Raw genomic sequence first — 17,180 nt, forward strand, 5'->3', positions numbered from 1 at the left:
TGCCGGCCCGGCGCGGCTCGGCGGCGCCGGCGGGTTCAGCTGCTTCCGGCGCGGCCAAGCTGTTCGGGGAAGAAGCGCTCGGTGCCAAAACCGTCACCGAACATCTGGTCGTGCTGCAGGTAGCGATAGTCGCGGATCAGCGGGTCGAGCGGCGCGCCCGAATTGGCCCAGTCGGCCTGCGGGCGGTCTTCGCGGTCGATCAGCTGATACCGGTCGATGACGGCATAACGCTGCTTCAGCGCGCCCAGGACGGATGTGTAGAAGGGATGGCTGTAGCCTGCGAGCTCGACGACGTAATAGGGCAGCAGCGCGGGGCTGATCGAGCCCAGATCCTTCTGAACGCCGCGACGGGAGGACCACACGACCAAGGGCGTCTCGTGTTCCTTCTTCATGACCTCGGCCGAAGCCTTGCGGGTTGCCACGACCGACGGCATGTGGCCGGTCTGCGTGTAGACGCTGCCCAATGGCGGCAGGTGGTCGCCGAACAGAATTAGGATGGTTTCCCGCGGCCGTTTCCTCGCCCAGTCCATCAGCGCCTTCAGGCTGTCGTCGGCCTCGCGCACGCCCTGGGCATAAGTAGCCAGGCTGTCGCGGTTCTTCGCGGTGAGCGCTTTCGAGCTGACGTTGATCGAATTGTTCGCGTAGCGGTTCTTTTCATAGGGGCCATGGCCCTGCAGGGTGACGGCAAAGTAGAAGAATGGCCGCTCTTCCGCCTCGGCGTTGCGGATGATTTCCCGGGTCAGGGATTCGTCGGAGGCGAACTTGCCGCGTTTTTCCATCGGCGGCAGGGTCTCCTGGGAATCGAACCTGTCGAAGCCCAGTTGTTGATAGACATTGCCGCGGTTCCAGAACCAGGCCTGGAACGGATGAAAGGCCCGGGTCACATAGTCTTTGGAGCCAAAGAACGTGGCAAGCGACGGCAGTGGATCGCGCACATACTGCTGATAGGGGATGCTGCCATAGGGCAGGAAGGCATTGGAAAATCCGGTCAGTGCCTCGAATTCGACATTGGGTGTCATTCCGCCGAATTCCGGCGAGAAAACCGTGCCGGACTGGTTCTCGCGGATTGTCGGCATCGGGTCGGGCGACAGCGTCACATTGGTAAGCCGGGTCGGATCCCACAGCGATTCGCTCATCACCATGATGACGTCGACATCGCCTGCGGCCATCGCGCCTGCGGGCACTTTATCGAGCGGAATGTTGGCGATCGCGGTTTCGCCATAGCCCGCGGGCGCTTTGACATTGGCCATCGGCGCATTGAAGGCGAAGGCCAGCAGGAAGCCGTTGTGGCGGTAGTTCGCGGCCTGGTCCCACATCTTGGGCATGATCTTGAGGCGGTCGCGGATATAGGTGAAGGAATCCGCCTGCATCAGCGGCAGCAGGCCGATGCCGATGAGAGGCACGGCTACCGCCAGCCGGAGCAGCCTGGCCCTTCGCGAAAGCGGCCGGAAAAGATGCCGGCCGGGGAGCAGCAGGTAGCCGAGCGCGGTGAGCAAGGCGACGAGGGCCGCGGCCGCACCGATCACCGCAAAGGGTCGGGTGGCGAAGATCACCGGCATCAGCTTGCCGATCTGGCGGCCGAAGAGGATGTCGCTCGGATAGAGCGGATCGGACAGATATTGATGCTTCTGCATCGACAGGAACGCGAGCATCAGCGCCACGGCCATCACAAGGAGGCACGACTGGTGCGCCCGCCCCATCAGCGCGTCGGAGCCGATAAACAGCAGGAACAGCAGGGCGACGGTCACCACTCCCGGCCGTGATGTCGACAGCAGAAAATCTGGAACGCCTGAGAGCGAGCCGCGCGCCAGCCACTCCGTGGCCACCACGGTCAGCAGCGCCAGCAGCAGCGAGATGACCAGTGAGCCGCTCGCCCGCAGGGCCGCCGGGCTCACAACGCGCTGTTTGGCGAACTGCTGGGCGGCTATTTCCGCCATGAATTTACCTTGTCTGGAAACGAGCTCGACCAATCCACTCTCCGCAATGAAAAAAGAGCTTTAATGAAGTGTCATCCAAGTGTCATTTGTTTGTCACATATTCGTCATGAATCCCAGATGAACGGGCGTTGCCCACTGCTATTGTCGCAGAGCGGTGATCTCCTCCTGCAATTCACCGACGACGCGTCACGGCCAACATTGCGAAGGCGCGCGGCACGCGCTAAGTCAGGCTCATGAGCGACATTTCGAAACGACCCGACATCCTGCGTATTGCGGTGGCGCAGCTGAACCCCACCGTCGGCGACATTGCCGGCAATCTCGCCAAGGCGCGGGAGGCGCGCGCGGACGCGGCGCGTGCCGGCGCGGATGTGGTGCTGTTCACCGAACTCTTCATCGCCGGCTATCCGCCGGAGGATCTGGTTCTCAAACCCGCCTTCCTGAACCGCTGCCGCGAGGCGATCGAGACGCTCGCGGGCGAGACCGGGGATGGCGGGCCGGCGGTGATCATCGGCTATCCGCGAACCGACGGGGCAAAGCGCTTCAACTCCGTGGCGGTTCTCGATGGGGGCAGGCTGGTTGCCAGCCGTGACAAGGTGGATCTGCCGAATTACGGCGAATTCGACGAAAAGCGCGTCTTCCATGTGGGCGAGATGCCCGGTCCGGTCGAGGTGCGGGGCGTGCGGCTCGGCATTCCGGTCTGCGAGGATATCTGGGGCGAACTCGGGGTGTGCGAAACGCTGGCCGAAAGCGGCGCGGAGCTTCTGGTGGTTCCCAACGGCTCGCCCTACTATCGCGGCAAGGTCGATGTGCGCCAGCAGGTGGTGATCCGGCAGGTGATCGAAAGCGGCCTGCCGATGATCTATGCCAACCAGGTCGGCGGACAGGACGAACTGGTGTTCGACGGCGCGAGCTTCGCGCTCAATGCTGACAAGAGCCTCGCCTTCCAGATGAGCCAGTTCGAGGAGACCGTTTCCGTCTCCACCTGGAAGCGTGGGGCCGACGGGGTCTGGAGCTGCGCCGCCGGGCCGGTCTCGGTGATTCCGGAGCGGGAGGAGGCCGATTATCGCGCCTGCATGCTGGGGCTCCGCGACTACGTCAACAAGAACGGATTCCGCAACGTGGTGCTCGGGCTTTCGGGCGGTATCGATTCGGCGATCTGCGCGGCGCTTGCCGTCGATGCGCTTGGCGAGGAGCGCGTGCGCACGGTGATGCTGCCCTATCGCTACACCTCGGAAAGCTCGATCATCGACGCCAAGGCCTGCGCCAGGGCACTCGGTTGCCGCTACGACACGGTGGCGATCGGGGAGCCGGTGGAAGGCTTCATGTCCGCGCTCGGCGAGATGTTCGAGGGCACCGAGGAAGGCATCACCGAGGAGAACCTGCAAAGCCGGGCGCGCGGGGTGATGCTGATGGCGATCTCCAACAAGTTTGGCTCGATGGTGGTGACCACCGGCAACAAGAGCGAGATGAGCGTCGGCTACGCCACGCTCTACGGCGACATGAACGGCGGCTTCAACCCGATCAAGGACCTCTACAAGATGCAGGTCTATGCGCTGTCGCGCTGGCGCAACACCCATGTGCCGCCCGGCGCGCTCGGCCCGTCGGGCGAGGTGATCCCGCACAACATCATCGACAAGGCGCCCTCGGCGGAACTCAGGCCCGATCAGACCGACCAGGATTCGCTGCCGCCCTATCCGGTGCTCGACGACATTCTCGAATGCCTGGTCGAAAACGAAATGGCGGTCGGCGACATCGTCGCGCGCGGCCATGACATCGCCACCGTCCACCGCATCGAGCATCTTCTCTACATTGCCGAGTACAAGCGCCGGCAATCGGCCCCGGGCGTGAAGATCACCCGCAAGAATTTCGGCCGCGACCGGCGCTACCCGATCACCAACCGGTTCCGCGACCGGTAGGCGGACCGCCGGTCCTGTTTGCGGGGCGGTCGGGGCTCCGGCCCCCATTGCCATTTGCCCGTCCGCCGATGCGCGGAGGTTTCGTGTTCGCGATCGATCGCCCCCATTCGGACAGGACCGTCAATGCCCATTCTCCATTTCCTGCGCGAAAACGCCCGCTGGATTGCCGGCGGGTTCCTGCTCACCTTTTTCTCCTCCTTCGGTCAGACCTATTTCATCTCGCTGTCGGCGGGGGAGATTCGTGCCGAATATGGTCTCTCCAATGGCGGCTTCGGCACGCTCTACATGATCGCGACGCTCGCCAGTGCGGCGACGCTGCCGCAGATCGGCAAGATCGTCGATCGCATCAGCGTCTCGGCGACGGTGCTGCTCGCCGCCCCCGTGCTGGCGCTTGCCTGCGTGCTGATGGCGGTTTCGCATTCGCTCGCGCTGCTGCTGCTGGCGATCTATCTGCTCAGGCTGTTCGGGCAGGGCATGTTCACCCACATCGCCATGACCGCCATGGGCCGCTGGTTCGCGGCCCAGCGCGGCCGGGCGATCTCGCTGAGCGGCATCGGCGTCAATTGCGGCGAGGCGCTGTTTCCGATCAGCTTCGTCGGCGTCGCGGCGCTGGTCGGCTGGCGCGGCTCGTGGCTGCTGGCTGCCGCGGTGCTGGTGCTGGTGGCGCTGCCGGCGATCTATCTGCTGCTCAAGCGCGAACGCAGCCCGCAATCGGTGGTGCAGGATCCCGGCAAACCTGCGGCGCGCGACTGGACCCGCGGCGAGGTGGTGCGCGATCCGCTGTTCTGGGCTTCGCTCGCGGGCGTTCTGGCCCCGCCCTTCATCGGCACCACCATCTTCTTCCACCAGGTCTACCTGTCCGAGCTGCGCGGATGGGAGCCGAGCGTGTTTGCCGCCTCCTTCGCCATCATGTCGGCGATGACGATCCTGTTCGCGCTGATCGCCGGTCAACTGGTCGACCGGTTCTCGGCGATCCGGGTGCTGCCGACCTTCCTGATCCCGCTGTCGCTCAGCTGCTTCGTTCTCGCCTCGACCGATGCGCCCTGGGGCGCCTATGCCTTCATGGCGCTGATGGGTGTGTCCTACGGCTTTTCCTCGACCCTGTTCGGCGCGCTCTGGCCGGAGCTGTACGGCACCAAAAATCTCGGCGGCATCCGCTCGCTGATCGTGGCCTTCATGGTGTTCGCGACCGCGATGGGGCCGGGCCTGACAGGTGCGCTGATCGATTGGGGCGTGTCCTATCCGGCCCAGATCGCGGCGATGGGCGGCTATTGCGTGCTGATGATCGGTTTCATGACCTGGGTCAGCCAGCGGGCGCTCGGGCGCCAGTCGCGCGCGGCGGACGCGGCGGTCAGCGGATAAGCCGGTCGGTGCCCGACTTCAGGTCGAGATGTTCGGATGCGTCGGGCAGGAAGGTCGGTCCGACGATACGCACCTGGCGCTGCTCCTGATCGAGCGGGCGTTCCTCCTGCGAGGCGGACAGCACTGCCTTGACGTCCGCGTCCGACAGCTGCGTTTCGGAATCGAGCAGGGTTTCGGGATCCTCGCCGGGATCGGGGCGCGGCGAGGGGTGCACCCAGGTCGTCACCGGCGCGTCCTCGGGCTCGGCCTCGCCTTTCAGGATCGCCTCGCGGCGCTCCATCTCCTTGTAGAACGCGCTCATGTTGCAGCCGCAGGCCTTGCTCATCGGGGCATCGGCGTTGCGGTAGACAAAGGCGTTCGGCATGTCCGAATAGGGCTGGCGGGTGCGCGCGGAGACCATGTCCGCGCTTTCCTGACCCTCGGCGGAATGAAAGTAGAGCTCCGTCGGCGTGCCCGGGCACATCATCTGGCAGGTGCGTTCGTCGCGGGCGAAGTCGGAGGGCATGGCGCGCGAGGAGACCGGGAAGAAGAAGCCGTCGCAGCTGCGCACGCACAAGGTACGGTAGCCGCCGCCATTGGCGGCCTGGGGCTCGACCAGGATGTTGGAGCGCGTGAGGCTGGTGCCCGGTCGCAATTCGGCCCGTCCGCCGCTGTCGCCGAGAACGGCCACCAGGCCGGGGCTGCGGTTGTGCTTCGCCCGGGCCGCATCCTGGCGGCCCTTGAGCGCGGCCGCGACCACCGAGGCGCGCTTGCCGTCGCAGTCATTGGCCTTGATCGCCGCCTGCAGCCGCCGGGCGGTCACCTTGTCGCTGCGCCTGGAATAGCTATCGCGCTTGCGTTCGAGCGCGGCCAGGTTGACGAGCATCTTGCGGTGGGCGGTAGTGAGCTTCGAGCAGGCCTCGGCATTCCTGCCGCCGACCACGATGATGCTTCCCGAGGTGCAGCCGAACCGCTTCATGTCGGACTCGACCTGTCCGAGCTCGCGTTCCTGCTTGTCGGCGGCCGTGGCGAAGCGGCGGTAATTGGCGGAGGCTTCGGAATTCTGCGTGATATCGGCGAGTTGTGCCTCGAGCTGCGCGCATGTGGCGGCGGCGCTCGCCGGTCCCGCGCCTGCAAGGGCGAGAGCGATCAGCAGCACACAGCGGCTAAGTCCGGCGCGGCGCATGAGCAACTCCAACACACATCTGCACGCTTCCCCAAGCGTAGAGGGTCAGGGTTCGGATGCCCTGACCCCCGCAGTGTACGCAAATGACGCATCTGCGCCAAGCGCAAGCGCTCGTTTACCTTAACCAGACGTGTTCACCGCCGCGGCAGCGATCCCGGCAGGGCGTGGGGGCGTTACCGCCCCAGCGCCGGCTGGTCGGTCGAGGAGGCTTCCACCACCGCCAGCGTCGCCATGTTGACCACGCCGCGCGACGTCACCGACGGCGAGAGGATATGGGCGGGCAGGGCGGCGCCGAGCAGGATCGGGCCCACATGCAGGGCCTCGGTCATGGTCTTGACGAGGCCGAGCGCGATATTGGCCGAGTCGAGATTGGGGAAGACCAGCAGGTTGGCTTCGCCGGCAAGCGTCGAGTCCGGCATGACCCGCTGGCGCAACGCCTCGGACATCGCCGAATCCCCGTGCATTTCGCCGTCGACCTCCAGGTTCGGCGCGACCGACCGGATGATCTCCATCGCCTTGCGCATCTTGGTGGCGCTCGAAGAATTGCGCGAACCGAAATTGGAATGCGAGACCAGCGCCGCCTTGGGCGTGATCCCGAACCTGAGGATTTCCTCGGCCGCCAGCACCGTGGTTTCGGCAATCTCCTCCGCCGTCGGGTCGAAGGACACATAGGTGTCGGTGAAGAAGGTGGCGCTGCGCTGGGAAATCAGCAGGCTGAGCGCAGAATAGTCGATCACGCCCTTTCGCTTGCCGATGATCTGGGAGACATCGCGCAGATGCTTGGCATAGCGCCCCTCGAGCCCGCAGATCATCGCGTCGGCCTCGCCGCGACGGAGCGACAATGCGCCGATCACGGTGGCGTTGGTGCGGATGATGGTGCGTGCGGCTTCCGGGATCACGCCCTTGCGGCCGACCAGCGAGAAATATTCGTCGACATAGTCACGGAAACGCGGATCCTCTTCCGGGTTGATCACCTCGAAATCGACCCCGGGCCGGATCCTTAGCCCGAACCGCTGCAGGCGGGTTTCGATGATGCCGGGACGGCCGATCAGGATCGGCACGCCGATATTCTCCTCGAGCAGCACCTGGGCCGCGCGCAGCACCCGCTCGTCCTCGCCTTCCGCGAAGACCACGCGCTTGCGCGCGGCGGTCTTGGCGGCGGTGAACAGCGGCTTCATGATCAGGCCGGAGCGGAAGACGAAGCGGTTCAACTGGTCGATATAGGCTTCCATGTCGGCGATCGGCCGCCGGGCGACGCCGGATTTTGCCGCCGCCTCCGCGACCGCGGGCGCGATCCTCAGGATCAGCCGCTGGTCGAAGGGCGAGGGGATCAGGTATTCCGGGCCGAACACCGGGGTCTCGCCGGAATAGGCGCGGGCGGCGATGTCGGAGGGTTCTTCGCGGGCGAGCGCGGCGATGGCGCGCACCGCGGCCATCTTCATCTCCTCGTTGATGGTGCGCGCGCCGCAATCGAGCGCGCCGCGGAAGATATAGGGAAAGCACAGGACATTGTTGACCTGGTTGGGGAAGTCCGAACGGCCGGTGCAGATCATGGCGTCGGGCCGGGCCTGGCGCGCCAGATCCGGCAGGATCTCCGGCGACGGGTTGGCAAGCGCCATGATCATCGGCCGCTCCGCCATGGCTGCGAGCATCTCCGGCTTGAGCACGCCTGCGGCCGACAGGCCGAGGAAGACGTCGGCGCCGCCGATCGAGTCCGCGAGCACGCGGTTGTCGGACGGCTGGGCATAGACGGCCTTCCATTCGTCCATCAGCACCTCGCGGCCTTCATAGACCAGGCCCTCGATATCGTGCACCCAGATGTTTTCGCGCCGGGCGCCGAGCGCCACCAGCAGGTTGAGGCAGGCGAGCGCGGCCGCGCCGGCGCCGGAGGTGACGATCTTGGCGTCCTCGATTTTCTTGCCGGCGAGTTCGAGCCCGTTGAGGATGCCGGCTGCGACGATGATGGCGGTGCCGTGCTGGTCGTCATGAAACACCGGAATGTCCATCACCTCGCGCAACTGGCGCTCGACCTCAAAACATTCCGGCGCCTTGATGTCCTCGAGATTGATGCCGCCGAAGGTCGGCTCCAGCGCGGAAATCACGCTGACCATGCGGTCGACGTCTGGGGCGTCGATCTCGATGTCGAACACGTCGATGCCCGCGAACTTCTTGAACAGCACCGCCTTGCCTTCCATCACCGGCTTGGAGGCGAGCGGCCCGATATTGCCGAGCCCCAGCACGGCGGTGCCGTTGGAGACGACGGCGACGAGATTGGCGCGCGCGGTGTAGGCGGCGGCGGCATCGGGATTGTCGCGGATGGCGAGACAGGGGGCTGCGACGCCGGGCGAATAGGCGAGCGCCAGGTCGCGCTGGTTGCCGAGCGGCTTGGAAGCCTGGATTTCCAGTTTCCCCGGTCGCGGATAGCGGTGGTAGAACAGGGCGTTCTCGTCGAGATCTCCGGAGGAGGCCTTGGGTTCACCGGGGCGTTTCTTGTCTTTTGAGGTCATCTGCGGCTCTTCTCTGGGGCAATGTCGAAACTGTGTCCGGCGTGGCGGGCCGGTATGGCCGTTGCCGTCGGGCAGGGATACCCGGGCGCGCGACAGGGGAAGGGTGCGGCACGCGCGGCGCAGGCCGCGCGGGTGCGGGCAATGTCCATGATCGTCTCCCCCTTGCCGGACCGCGTATCCGGGTTCGATCAACTTCTAAAGCCGATCCGGGTCAAAGGAAACCTGTTTGATCGCGCGGGCTCGCCGGGCGATGCGTCATCCCCAAAGATCGGGCGAGGGCGGGGAGACCAGCGAACCGGTATAGACCAGCCCCGGCGTGCGGTCGCGGGCAAGCAGCAAAGGCCCGTCGAGGTCCACCCAGTCGGCGTCCTGTGCGAGCAGCACCGCCGGCGCCATGGCGAGCGAGGTGCCCACCATGCAGCCGACCATGACGCTGAAGCCGAGCTCGCGTGCGCGGGCACGCATCTTGAGTGCCTCGGTCAGGCCGCCGGTCTTGTCGAGCTTGATGTTGATCGCGTCGTAGCGGTCCGCCAGCTTCGGAAGATCGTCGAGCGTGTGCACGCTTTCGTCGGCGCAGATCGGCACCGGATGCGGAATTTCCGACAGGATCCCGTCCTTGCCCGCCGGCAGCGGCTGTTCGATCAGGCCGATATGCAGCTCGGCGGCGAGCAGCAGGTGCTCGCGGATATTGCTTTCGTCCCAGCCCTCGTTGGCATCGAGAATGATCTCGGCATTGGGGGCGGCGCTGACGACGGCGTGCATGCGGGCCCGGTCGTCGGAGGTGCCGACCTTGACCTTGAGCAGCTTCTGCGAGGAATGCGCGCGCGCCTCGTCGGCCATGTCGCCGGGATCGCCGAGCGAAATGGTTACCGCCGTCGGCACCGGTCGCGGCAGCAGGTGGCAGGCCGAGGTGGACACGGGAACGCCGCTGAGCTTGGCCTCGAGATCCCACAAGGCGCAGTCGATGGCGTTGCGTGCGGCGCCGGCCGGCATTGCGCTTTGCAGCGCCTCGCGGTCCGCGCCCGCCGCGATCGCACCGCCATAGGCTTCGATGGTTTCAAGCACGCCCTCGACCGTTTCGCCATAGCGCTTGTAGGGCACGCATTCGCCGCGCCCGACCATGCCGTTCTCGGAAATGGTGCAGGTGACGACATCCGCCGCGGTCTTGGCTCCGCGGGAAATGTTGAAGGCGCGGGTAAGGGGAAAACTGTCGATCCTGACGTGAAGCTGGCGTGCCATTGCGAATATCCGTAAAAAACCAAGAACAGGGACAAAGCGGGCGGGAATACGGAGTCCGTGCGGTGACAGTCCCCGATCAACCCGCTATGTGTGTGGCATGTTGACCGAACCGCCGAAAGATACAAGAGCCGATCTCGACAACGGCAACCCGGCGCCGCGCCCCGCTGCGCTGGAGCACCATGTTTCCGGCGGCGAACAGACCCTGGTGCTGTCCGGCGACTGGCGCCATGCGGCGATTTCCGGCGTCTATGGCCGGGTGATCGAGGTCCAGAAAGGGCTCAAAGGCGGGCATCTGGCCATCGACCTGAGCGGTATCGACCATTTCGACACCGCAGGCGCCTGGCTCGTGCGCAAGACCATGGCCGCAGCCAGGCAGCGCGGCATGACCACCGACCTCGTCGGCGCCTCCGCGCAGGCGGCCGCGCTCGTCGAGGCGATCCCGGACATGGTCGACCACGCCGCGCCGGCGGATGCGCCCAGGGGCAGCCTGTTCGAGCGGGTGTTCACGCCGGTGGGCGAGACCATATACGAGCTTTACGACGATTTCATCGCCTCGCTCTACATCCTCGGCTCGGCGGTGCGCGGCGCGCAGCTCAAGCTCGACCGCTCTTCGGGAATCTCGCCGGCTTCGATCGTCACCCATATCGACCGCATGGGCGTGCGCGCGGTGCCGATCATCATGCTGATGAGCTTTCTGATCGGCGCCATCATCGCCCAGCAGGGCGCGTTCCAGCTTCGCTATTTCGGTGCGGAAGTGTTCGTGGTCGATCTGGTCGGCATCCTGCAGCTGCGCGAGATTGGCGTGCTTCTCACTGCGATCATGATCGCCGGCCGCTCGGGCAGCGCGATCACCGCGGAAATCGGTTCGATGAAGATGCGCGAGGAGGTCGACGCGCTCAAGGTGATGGGGCTCAATCCGGTGGGGGTGCTGGTGTTCCCGCGGCTGGTGGCGCTGATCGTGGCGCTGCCGCTTTTGACCATCGTCGCCAATTTCGCAGCCCTGTTCGGCGCCGCCGCGGTGGCCTGGAGCTATTCCGGGATCACGCCCGACGTGTTCGTCGCGCGGCTGCGCGAGGCGATCGACATCTCGACCATCACGTCGGGCATGATCAAGGCGCCGTTCATGGCGCTGATCATCGGCATCGTTGCCTCGGTCGAGGGCATGAAGGTCGGCGGCAGCGCCGAATCGCTCGGTCGCCGGGTGACGACATCGGTGGTCAAGGCGATCTTCGTCGTGATCCTGGTCGATGGCCTGTTCGCCATGTTCTATGCCGCAGTCGATTTCTGAGCCAGGTGCGATGACCCAGCGAGACACTCACCCCTCGAATGACAGGTCCGGCGACGCCGGTACGCGGCAATCGCGCGAGGTCATCCTGTCGGTGCGCGACGTCAAGGTCGCGTTCGGCGCCAACACGGTTCTCGAAAACCTCGATCTCGATGTCTATCGCGGCGAGATCCTGGGCTTCGTCGGCGGGTCGGGCACCGGCAAGTCGGTGCTGATGCGCGCGATCCTGCGGCTCATCCCGCGCCAGAAGGGGATCATCCGGATCCTGGGCGAGGACTACGACAAGGTCGGGGAAGCCCGGAAGGTCGAGCTCGACAGCCGTCTCGGCGTGCTGTTCCAGCAGGGGGCGCTGTTTTCCTCGCTCACGGTGCGGGAGAACATCCAGGTGCCGATGCGCGAATATCTCGACCTGCCCAAGAAGCTGATGGACGAACTGGCCGAGCTGAAGATCGAGATGGTGGGGCTCGCCGCCGATGCGGCCGACAAATACCCCTCCGAGCTCTCGGGCGGCATGATCAAGCGCGCGGCGCTGGCCCGGGCGCTGGCGCTCGATCCGGATCTGGTGTTCCTCGATGAGCCCACCTCCGGGCTGGACCCGATCGGGGCGGCGGAATTCGACGAACTGATCGCGCAACTGCGCGACACGCTCGGCCTGACCGTGTACATGGTTACCCATGACCTCGACAGCCTGTTCTCCGTGTGCGACCGGATTGCGGTTCTGGGGCAAAAGCATGTATTGGTGGAGGGAACCATCGACGACATGCTTGCGTTTGACGATCCTTGGGTGAAATCCTACTTCAAGGGCAAAAGGGCACGACGGATTCCGGATCGCGGCGGCGAGCGGGATGCAGGTCACGAGCGGGACACCGCACCTGCCGCAAGCGAGAAAAGTGAAGCGAACTGAATGGAAACCCGCGCCAACTACGCCATCGTCGGTTTTTTCACCCTGCTGGTGATGCTCGCGGCGTTCGGATTCGTCTACTGGATGGCGAGCTACGGCGGCACCGGCGAGCCGGCGCGGCTGGTGGTCCGGATTCCGGGCTCGGCCAACGGATTGTCGATCGGATCGGCCGTGCGCTTCAACGGCATCCAGATCGGCACGGTGCGTAATCTTTCGATCGACCGGAAGAGCCCCAATTTCGTGATTGCCGAAACCGATGTGAGCGCCGACGCGCCGATCTACACCGACACCCGCGCCGCGCTCGAGATCCAGGGGCTGACCGGGTCGGCCTATATCGAGCTTCAGGGCGGCACGCCGTCGAATGAAAACATCCTCCAGGTGGCCAGGCGGGAGGACCAGATCGCCCAGATCGTCGCCGACCCGTCGGGGGTGACCAACCTGCTGGCGACCGCCGACGAGATCCTCAACCGGGTCAACCGGGTGGTCGGCGAGATCGAGGGCTTCGTCAAGGATTCGCGGGCGCCGCTGACCGAAACCTTCAAGAACACCGAGACCTTCACGAAGGCGCTCCGGGACAATGCCGACGGCATCGACGATTTCCTGCAAAGCGTGGCGAGCCTGTCGGAGACCATCAAGTCGGTCTCGGGCCGGCTCGACAGCACGCTGGCGGCGGCGGAAAAGCTGATCGTCTCGGTCGATCCTGAAAAGATCGACCGGATTCTCGCCAATGTCGACAAGGTGACCGGCGACGTCGCGGCCGCCTCGGGTGACATCACAAAGACGCTCGAAGGCTTCCGCAACGCTGCCGCGTCGCTGGAGACCCTCGCCACCAATGCCGGGACCTCGCTCGACCGGGTCGACAAGATGCTCGCCAGCGTCGATCCCGAGAAGTTCGGCCAGGCGGTGGACGATATTGCCGCGGCGAGCGCGGATGCGCGCAAGGCGCTTGCCGACGCGCGCGGCGTGGCCGAGACCTTCGGCGCGCGCAAGGAGGATTTCGACATCATCATCACCGACGTCAAGCAGATGACGGGCCGGCTCAATGCCGCCTCCACCCGCGTCGACGGGGTGCTTGCCAAGCTCGATTCCTTCCTGGGCGAGGGCGATGCGTCCTCGCTGATCGCCGATGCCGAGGCGACGCTGAAGTCGTTCCGCGACGTGGCCGACTCGCTCAACGCCCGGGTCGGCCCGATCGCCGACAACCTGCAGCGCTTCTCTGGCTCCGGCCTGCGTGACGTCGAAGCGCTGGTCAATGACGCGCGCCGGTCGATCCAGCGCATCGAACGCTCGATCTCGACCATCGAGAAGGACCCGCAGCGCCTGCTGTTCGGCGGCGACACGGTCAAAGAGTATGACGGGCGGACGCGGCGTTGACTCTTTGGCGGCTGCATCGCAAGACAGGGAATGACGAAATGCGGGCGAGCCGGATCCGGGCCCGGGGGAGTGACCGAGGCGTGAGAGCGTTGGGTTTGATGGTTGGCGTGGCCGTGTTGTCGGTCCTGTCGGGGTGCGGAGGCGGCCTGCTCAAGGCGCCGCCGCCCGATACCTATGGTCTGTCGTCCGCGCCCGAAATCGCCAGCGGCCAGCGCTCGCGCAACCGGCAGATCCTGATCTCCGAGCCGAGCGCGCTGCAGGCGCTCGACAGCGAGAAGATCGTCATCCGACCGACGCCCTCGGCGATCCAGTATCTTGCGGATTCGCAGTGGTCGGACCGCCTGCCGAACATTGTACAGGACAAGCTGGTTCAGGCCTTCGAAAATTCGGGGCGTGTCGGTGGCGTCGGCCGTCCCGGCGACGGGCTCGCCATCGATTTCAAGATCCTCACCGCCATCCGCGCCTTCGAAATCAAGGCCGAGGGAAGCGAACGCGCCGTGGTCGAGATTTCCGCCAAGGTGCTCAACGACCGCAACGGCGTGGTGGTCGCCTCGCAGGTGTTCCGGGCCACGGCGCCGGTGACGGGATCGGGCAATGCCGCCTATGTGCAGTCGCTCGACCGTGCCTTCGAGGAGGTGGTGCGCGACCTCGTCAGTTGGACCTTGTCGCGCATCTGAGCTTCCATCCTATTGGCTGACGGTTCCCGCCCCGTGCCTCCGCCCGGGACGCACGGCGCCTTGTCTTTCCATGACCCTTGGGGGGCAATGTGCGCGTCCGGCGCCTGGCACCGGACGCAGGTCTTTGTCAGGCCGCCTTGCGGCGGGTTTCGGCCTCGGTTGCGGCGATTTCCGTGGCGAGGTCCTCGGGGTCGAAGCTGTCGGCTTCGACGCGCGCCACCGGCACGCGCACCTTGAGGTCCGACGAGGTCAGCGCCACCAGCATGACCAGCATGCCGCCGGCGCCGAACACCGCAGGGCCGATCAGCGCGGGATAGCCGAACAGCCAGATCGCGCTGCCCCACAGCAGAACCACATTGACGACGAACATGACCTTCTCGGTGTCACCGCCGCGCAAGGCCCTCCAGCCGAGAATTCCGATAATCGCCAGATATGCCGCTGTCGCTGCCCATGCCATGCCAGTCTCCATCACTCAGGATTTGCGTTGTCGATAGCCGCCGGTCCGATCCGGAACCGGCCGTCGCATGACGCCTATGTAGCCATTCTGGCCGGATGCGCCATGGCCCGGCGCAAGGCAAATTGACGCATCCCGGATGCGGGTTTTGGCCCGAGGTGGGGGCCTGGGGCGGGCTGAGCGGTCGGCGACCTGCTTGACCCGTCGGGATGGGCAAGAGTGCGGCGCCCGGATCGGACCGGCGCGGCGTCGTCTTCCCCGCGCAATTCGTCCTGGCGCAAACCCTGACGGACGCACGCAAAAACAACGCTTTATTGCAACGACTTCAGGTCGGCCGGGCAAGCGCCGGGCTGGTTCCCGTTGCCATTCGGGATGTTCACAACGATGCGGCTGATCCCTCTGGGCACGAGATGTCCGGGGCGCCGGGCATGGAGTGCCGCCCGGTCTGTTCAGGATCGTCCGGGGAGGGCTGCGGCGCTCGATGCCTCAAGCCAGGCTGTAATCCTGCCCCACGCATCCATGATATTGGCCGGGCTTTCAAGCACATGCGGCTCGCCCCAATAGCGCACCAGCTCGGCCTTTTTGCCAAGCGCGCGCAAGGCGGAGAACATTTGTTCGGATTGGGCGATCTCGACGTAGTCCTGATCGCCGTGCAGCAGAAGCACGGGCGCGGAGATCGCTTCCACCGAGAACAGCGGGCTGTTGCGGACATAGCGATCCGGCATCTCCCAGGGCGGCCCCTGCAGGCCGTAATTGTCCTGCATCATCGCCTGATGGTCGTCCTGGCAGACGGCACCGTCGCGCATCCGCACGTCGTCGCTGAAGCTCAACAGATTGCTCGTCGCCGCCATGGCGATGCCGGAGCGGAACAGATCGGTCTTGGCGAGCAGAACCAGTGTGGCCCAGCCGCCGAGGCTGTGGCCGGCGACATGGACATGGTCGCGATCGACGAACCCGGCACGGACGGCCGCGTCCACCGCGGGGACGACGGAGCCCGCGAGACAATCGGCGAGTTCGCGGCCCTGTGCTTGCAGGGTATCTGTCGCCATGCCCGGCACGATCACGGCAACCCCCCTGGCCGCGAGCAGATGCAGGTTGAACATGCCGGGCTGGTTCAGGCGGTTCTGGCGATGCATCAACTCGTCGGTGACGGACATGCCGGGATAGACCCAGACCACCGCGGGGTGCCGGTCGCCCGGGCGATGGCTGGGTGGCAGGATCAGCCGGAGCGTTTCGGGCCGTCCCTCGCGCGTGCTGAACGGGAGCAATTGCATCGGCGACGGCAGCACGTGAGCGAGATGCGCATCGGTCTCGAACACCGTCGTGACCGCGCCATTCGCGAGCCGCAGCACGCGCGTCGCGTCGTCGCTGCGGGCCAGGTAGAGTGTTTGCCAGCGCTGCCGGTCGATGGCCAGTTCGACGCTTTCAGCGGGCACGGGGGCACCCTCTCCAACGCAGCGGGGCGGGAATGCAGCGCCCTCGCGGTCAGCGAAGCGGCGCAGCGCCTCCGGCAGTTCGCCATCCCGGGCGAAGATCCGGCAGGCGCCGGTGTGAACGTCGATGGTTGCGATGTCCGACACGCCCCATTGCACCGCGGGCTGCGCGCTGGTCAGGCGGCTCGCGGTCGTCTCGCGCCCGCCCCAGGCCTTTCGCCATGCGGCGATGCTGGCGACCGCGCCCCGCTTCTCGACATCGAGCCACAGTGTCGGCCGGTTGCCGAGGGTCAGGTCACAGGCCAGGGTGCGATCGTCAAGCCATTGGAAGAAATGGCGGGTTCCGGGCAGGTCGAGATTGCGTTCGACAAGGATCGTGGTTTCGCCCGTCTCTGCGTGGACAATGGCGGGATGGATGAAACTGCCGTCGGTGACGGCAACCGCGATCATCGATCCGTCGGGGGACCAGAGCGGGGACAGGGTGCCGAGCCCCGCCGGAACCGGGATCGTGCGATGCGAACCGCTGGCAAGATCGAGAATGACGAGTTCGCCCTCGCCGCCGCCAATGGCATCGAGAAAGAATCGCGAAGCCTCCTGCAGGCTTTTGGGCAGGCAGAAGGCCAGCCGCTCACCCGGCGGATCGAAGTCGAATTGCGGCCCGCAGATATACGGAAATGGCCGCAGGCGCAAAACATCATCGATCGTAAGAGGGTGTTTCATGATCGCGATCCCTTGCTGCAGCGTCGCGGAGCCGCCGCGTGCTCCGGTGCCGGATGCTTGCGGTCGAGGCGACGGCGTGGTGCCCGAAATTGGCAATGGCTGATCAAACAGCATTGTGTGGCGCCGATTGGGCAAAGGCGGGGGCAGGGTGCGATCCCAAGCAAAAACCTCCCGCAGCGGGCGGGCTGCGGGAGGCTCGATGTCTGTGCC

The 17,180-nt window shown here is 65.6% G+C and carries 12 protein-coding genes; 6 read left to right on the plus strand and 6 right to left on the minus strand.

Annotated features, from left to right (window positions below):
- Positions 1 to 35: 35 nt before the first annotated feature.
- Positions 36 to 1,937, minus strand: coding sequence for an LTA synthase family protein (locus tag AWJ14_RS11025; protein ID WP_066178475.1), 1,902 nt, complete (start codon positions 1,935 to 1,937; stop codon positions 36 to 38).
- Positions 1,938 to 2,170: 233 nt separating this feature from the next.
- Here AWJ14_RS11025 and AWJ14_RS11030 point away from each other — a divergent pair, with 233 nt between their 5' ends.
- Both AWJ14_RS11030 and AWJ14_RS11035 read left to right on the plus strand, forming a co-directional pair.
- Positions 2,171 to 3,853 carry an NAD+ synthase gene (locus AWJ14_RS11030; protein ID WP_066178477.1) on the plus strand — a complete coding sequence of 561 codons (1,683 nt, stop codon included), beginning with the start codon at positions 2,171 to 2,173 and terminating at the stop codon, positions 3,851 to 3,853.
- A 123-nt stretch (positions 3,854 to 3,976) separates the two neighbouring features.
- A complete protein-coding gene (locus tag AWJ14_RS11035; protein WP_066178480.1) occupies positions 3,977 to 5,215 on the plus strand; it encodes an MFS transporter in 1,239 nt (412 codons plus the stop codon).
- Here the strand turns inward: AWJ14_RS11035 and AWJ14_RS11040 are convergent.
- The 3 genes from AWJ14_RS11040 to dgcA form a co-directional block, all read right to left on the minus strand.
- Positions 5,205 to 6,380 (minus strand): DUF2865 domain-containing protein, encoded by a 1,176-nt coding sequence (locus AWJ14_RS11040; protein ID WP_066178483.1) that lies wholly within the window; start codon positions 6,378 to 6,380, stop codon positions 5,205 to 5,207. The genes AWJ14_RS11035 and AWJ14_RS11040 overlap by 11 nt on opposite strands.
- 173 nt (positions 6,381 to 6,553) lie before the next feature.
- A complete protein-coding gene (locus AWJ14_RS11045; RefSeq protein WP_066178486.1) occupies positions 6,554 to 8,887 on the minus strand; it encodes an NADP-dependent malic enzyme in 2,334 nt (777 codons plus the stop codon).
- A gap of 255 nt (positions 8,888 to 9,142) precedes the next feature.
- A complete protein-coding gene (gene dgcA, locus AWJ14_RS11050; protein WP_066178490.1) occupies positions 9,143 to 10,126 on the minus strand; it encodes an N-acetyl-D-Glu racemase DgcA in 984 nt (327 codons plus the stop codon).
- 97 nt (positions 10,127 to 10,223) lie between these two features.
- Between dgcA and AWJ14_RS11055 the strand changes: the two genes are divergently transcribed.
- The 4 genes from AWJ14_RS11055 to AWJ14_RS11070 all read left to right on the plus strand — a co-directional run bounded on the left by AWJ14_RS11055 (position 10,224) and on the right by AWJ14_RS11070 (position 14,363).
- Positions 10,224 to 11,414 (plus strand): ABC transporter permease, encoded by a 1,191-nt coding sequence (locus AWJ14_RS11055; protein ID WP_083220191.1) that lies wholly within the window; start codon positions 10,224 to 10,226, stop codon positions 11,412 to 11,414.
- Between the two features lie 10 nt (positions 11,415 to 11,424).
- Positions 11,425 to 12,315, plus strand: a complete 891-nt coding sequence (locus AWJ14_RS11060; RefSeq protein ID WP_083220192.1) for an ABC transporter ATP-binding protein — start codon at positions 11,425 to 11,427, stop codon at positions 12,313 to 12,315.
- Complete coding sequence (locus AWJ14_RS11065) at positions 12,316 to 13,686, plus strand: MlaD family protein (RefSeq protein WP_066178493.1); 1,371 nt, start codon at positions 12,316 to 12,318, stop codon at positions 13,684 to 13,686. It abuts the gene before it with no gap.
- A 98-nt stretch (positions 13,687 to 13,784) separates the two neighbouring features.
- The gene (locus AWJ14_RS11070) at positions 13,785 to 14,363 is read left to right on the plus strand and encodes an ABC-type transport auxiliary lipoprotein family protein (protein WP_425349624.1); all 579 of its coding nucleotides are present in this window, start codon (positions 13,785 to 13,787) and stop codon (positions 14,361 to 14,363) included.
- A gap of 127 nt (positions 14,364 to 14,490) precedes the next feature.
- Here the strand turns inward: AWJ14_RS11070 and AWJ14_RS22555 are convergent, their stop codons facing one another.
- Both AWJ14_RS22555 and AWJ14_RS11080 read right to left on the minus strand, forming a co-directional pair.
- Complete coding sequence (locus AWJ14_RS22555; protein ID WP_066178500.1) at positions 14,491 to 14,820, minus strand: hypothetical protein; 330 nt, start codon at positions 14,818 to 14,820, stop codon at positions 14,491 to 14,493.
- Between the two features lie 446 nt (positions 14,821 to 15,266).
- Positions 15,267 to 17,084, minus strand: a complete 1,818-nt coding sequence (locus AWJ14_RS11080; RefSeq protein ID WP_171904862.1) for a S9 family peptidase — start codon at positions 17,082 to 17,084, stop codon at positions 15,267 to 15,269.
- Between the last annotated feature and the right edge of the window lie 96 nt (positions 17,085 to 17,180).

Origin of the sequence: Parahoeflea olei, from assembly GCF_001703635.1 — a bacterium.
Lineage (GTDB): Bacteria > Pseudomonadota > Alphaproteobacteria > Rhizobiales > Rhizobiaceae > Hoeflea > Hoeflea olei.

What these genes read in the sequence shown, in the direction of transcription:
- AWJ14_RS11080 (WP_171904862.1), bottom strand. Translation starts at nt 17,084, where the DNA reads ATGCTGTTTGATCAGCCATTGCCAATTTCGGGCACCACGCCGTCGCCT.
- AWJ14_RS11035 (WP_066178480.1), top strand. Translation starts at nt 3,977, where the DNA reads ATGCCCATTCTCCATTTCCTGCGCGAAAACGCCCGCTGGATTGCCGGC.
- AWJ14_RS11065 (WP_066178493.1), top strand. Translation starts at nt 12,316, where the DNA reads ATGGAAACCCGCGCCAACTACGCCATCGTCGGTTTTTTCACCCTGCTG.
- AWJ14_RS11070 (WP_425349624.1), top strand. Translation starts at nt 13,785, where the DNA reads ATGGTTGGCGTGGCCGTGTTGTCGGTCCTGTCGGGGTGCGGAGGCGGC.
- AWJ14_RS11040 (WP_066178483.1), bottom strand. Translation starts at nt 6,380, where the DNA reads ATGCGCCGCGCCGGACTTAGCCGCTGTGTGCTGCTGATCGCTCTCGCC.
- AWJ14_RS11025 (WP_066178475.1), bottom strand. Translation starts at nt 1,937, where the DNA reads ATGGCGGAAATAGCCGCCCAGCAGTTCGCCAAACAGCGCGTTGTGAGC.
- AWJ14_RS11030 (WP_066178477.1), top strand. Translation starts at nt 2,171, where the DNA reads ATGAGCGACATTTCGAAACGACCCGACATCCTGCGTATTGCGGTGGCG.
- AWJ14_RS11060 (WP_083220192.1), top strand. Translation starts at nt 11,425, where the DNA reads ATGACCCAGCGAGACACTCACCCCTCGAATGACAGGTCCGGCGACGCC.
- AWJ14_RS11055 (WP_083220191.1), top strand. Translation starts at nt 10,224, where the DNA reads ATGTTGACCGAACCGCCGAAAGATACAAGAGCCGATCTCGACAACGGC.
- AWJ14_RS11045 (WP_066178486.1), bottom strand. Translation starts at nt 8,887, where the DNA reads ATGACCTCAAAAGACAAGAAACGCCCCGGTGAACCCAAGGCCTCCTCC.
- AWJ14_RS22555 (WP_066178500.1), bottom strand. Translation starts at nt 14,820, where the DNA reads ATGGCATGGGCAGCGACAGCGGCATATCTGGCGATTATCGGAATTCTC.
- dgcA (WP_066178490.1), bottom strand. Translation starts at nt 10,126, where the DNA reads ATGGCACGCCAGCTTCACGTCAGGATCGACAGTTTTCCCCTTACCCGC.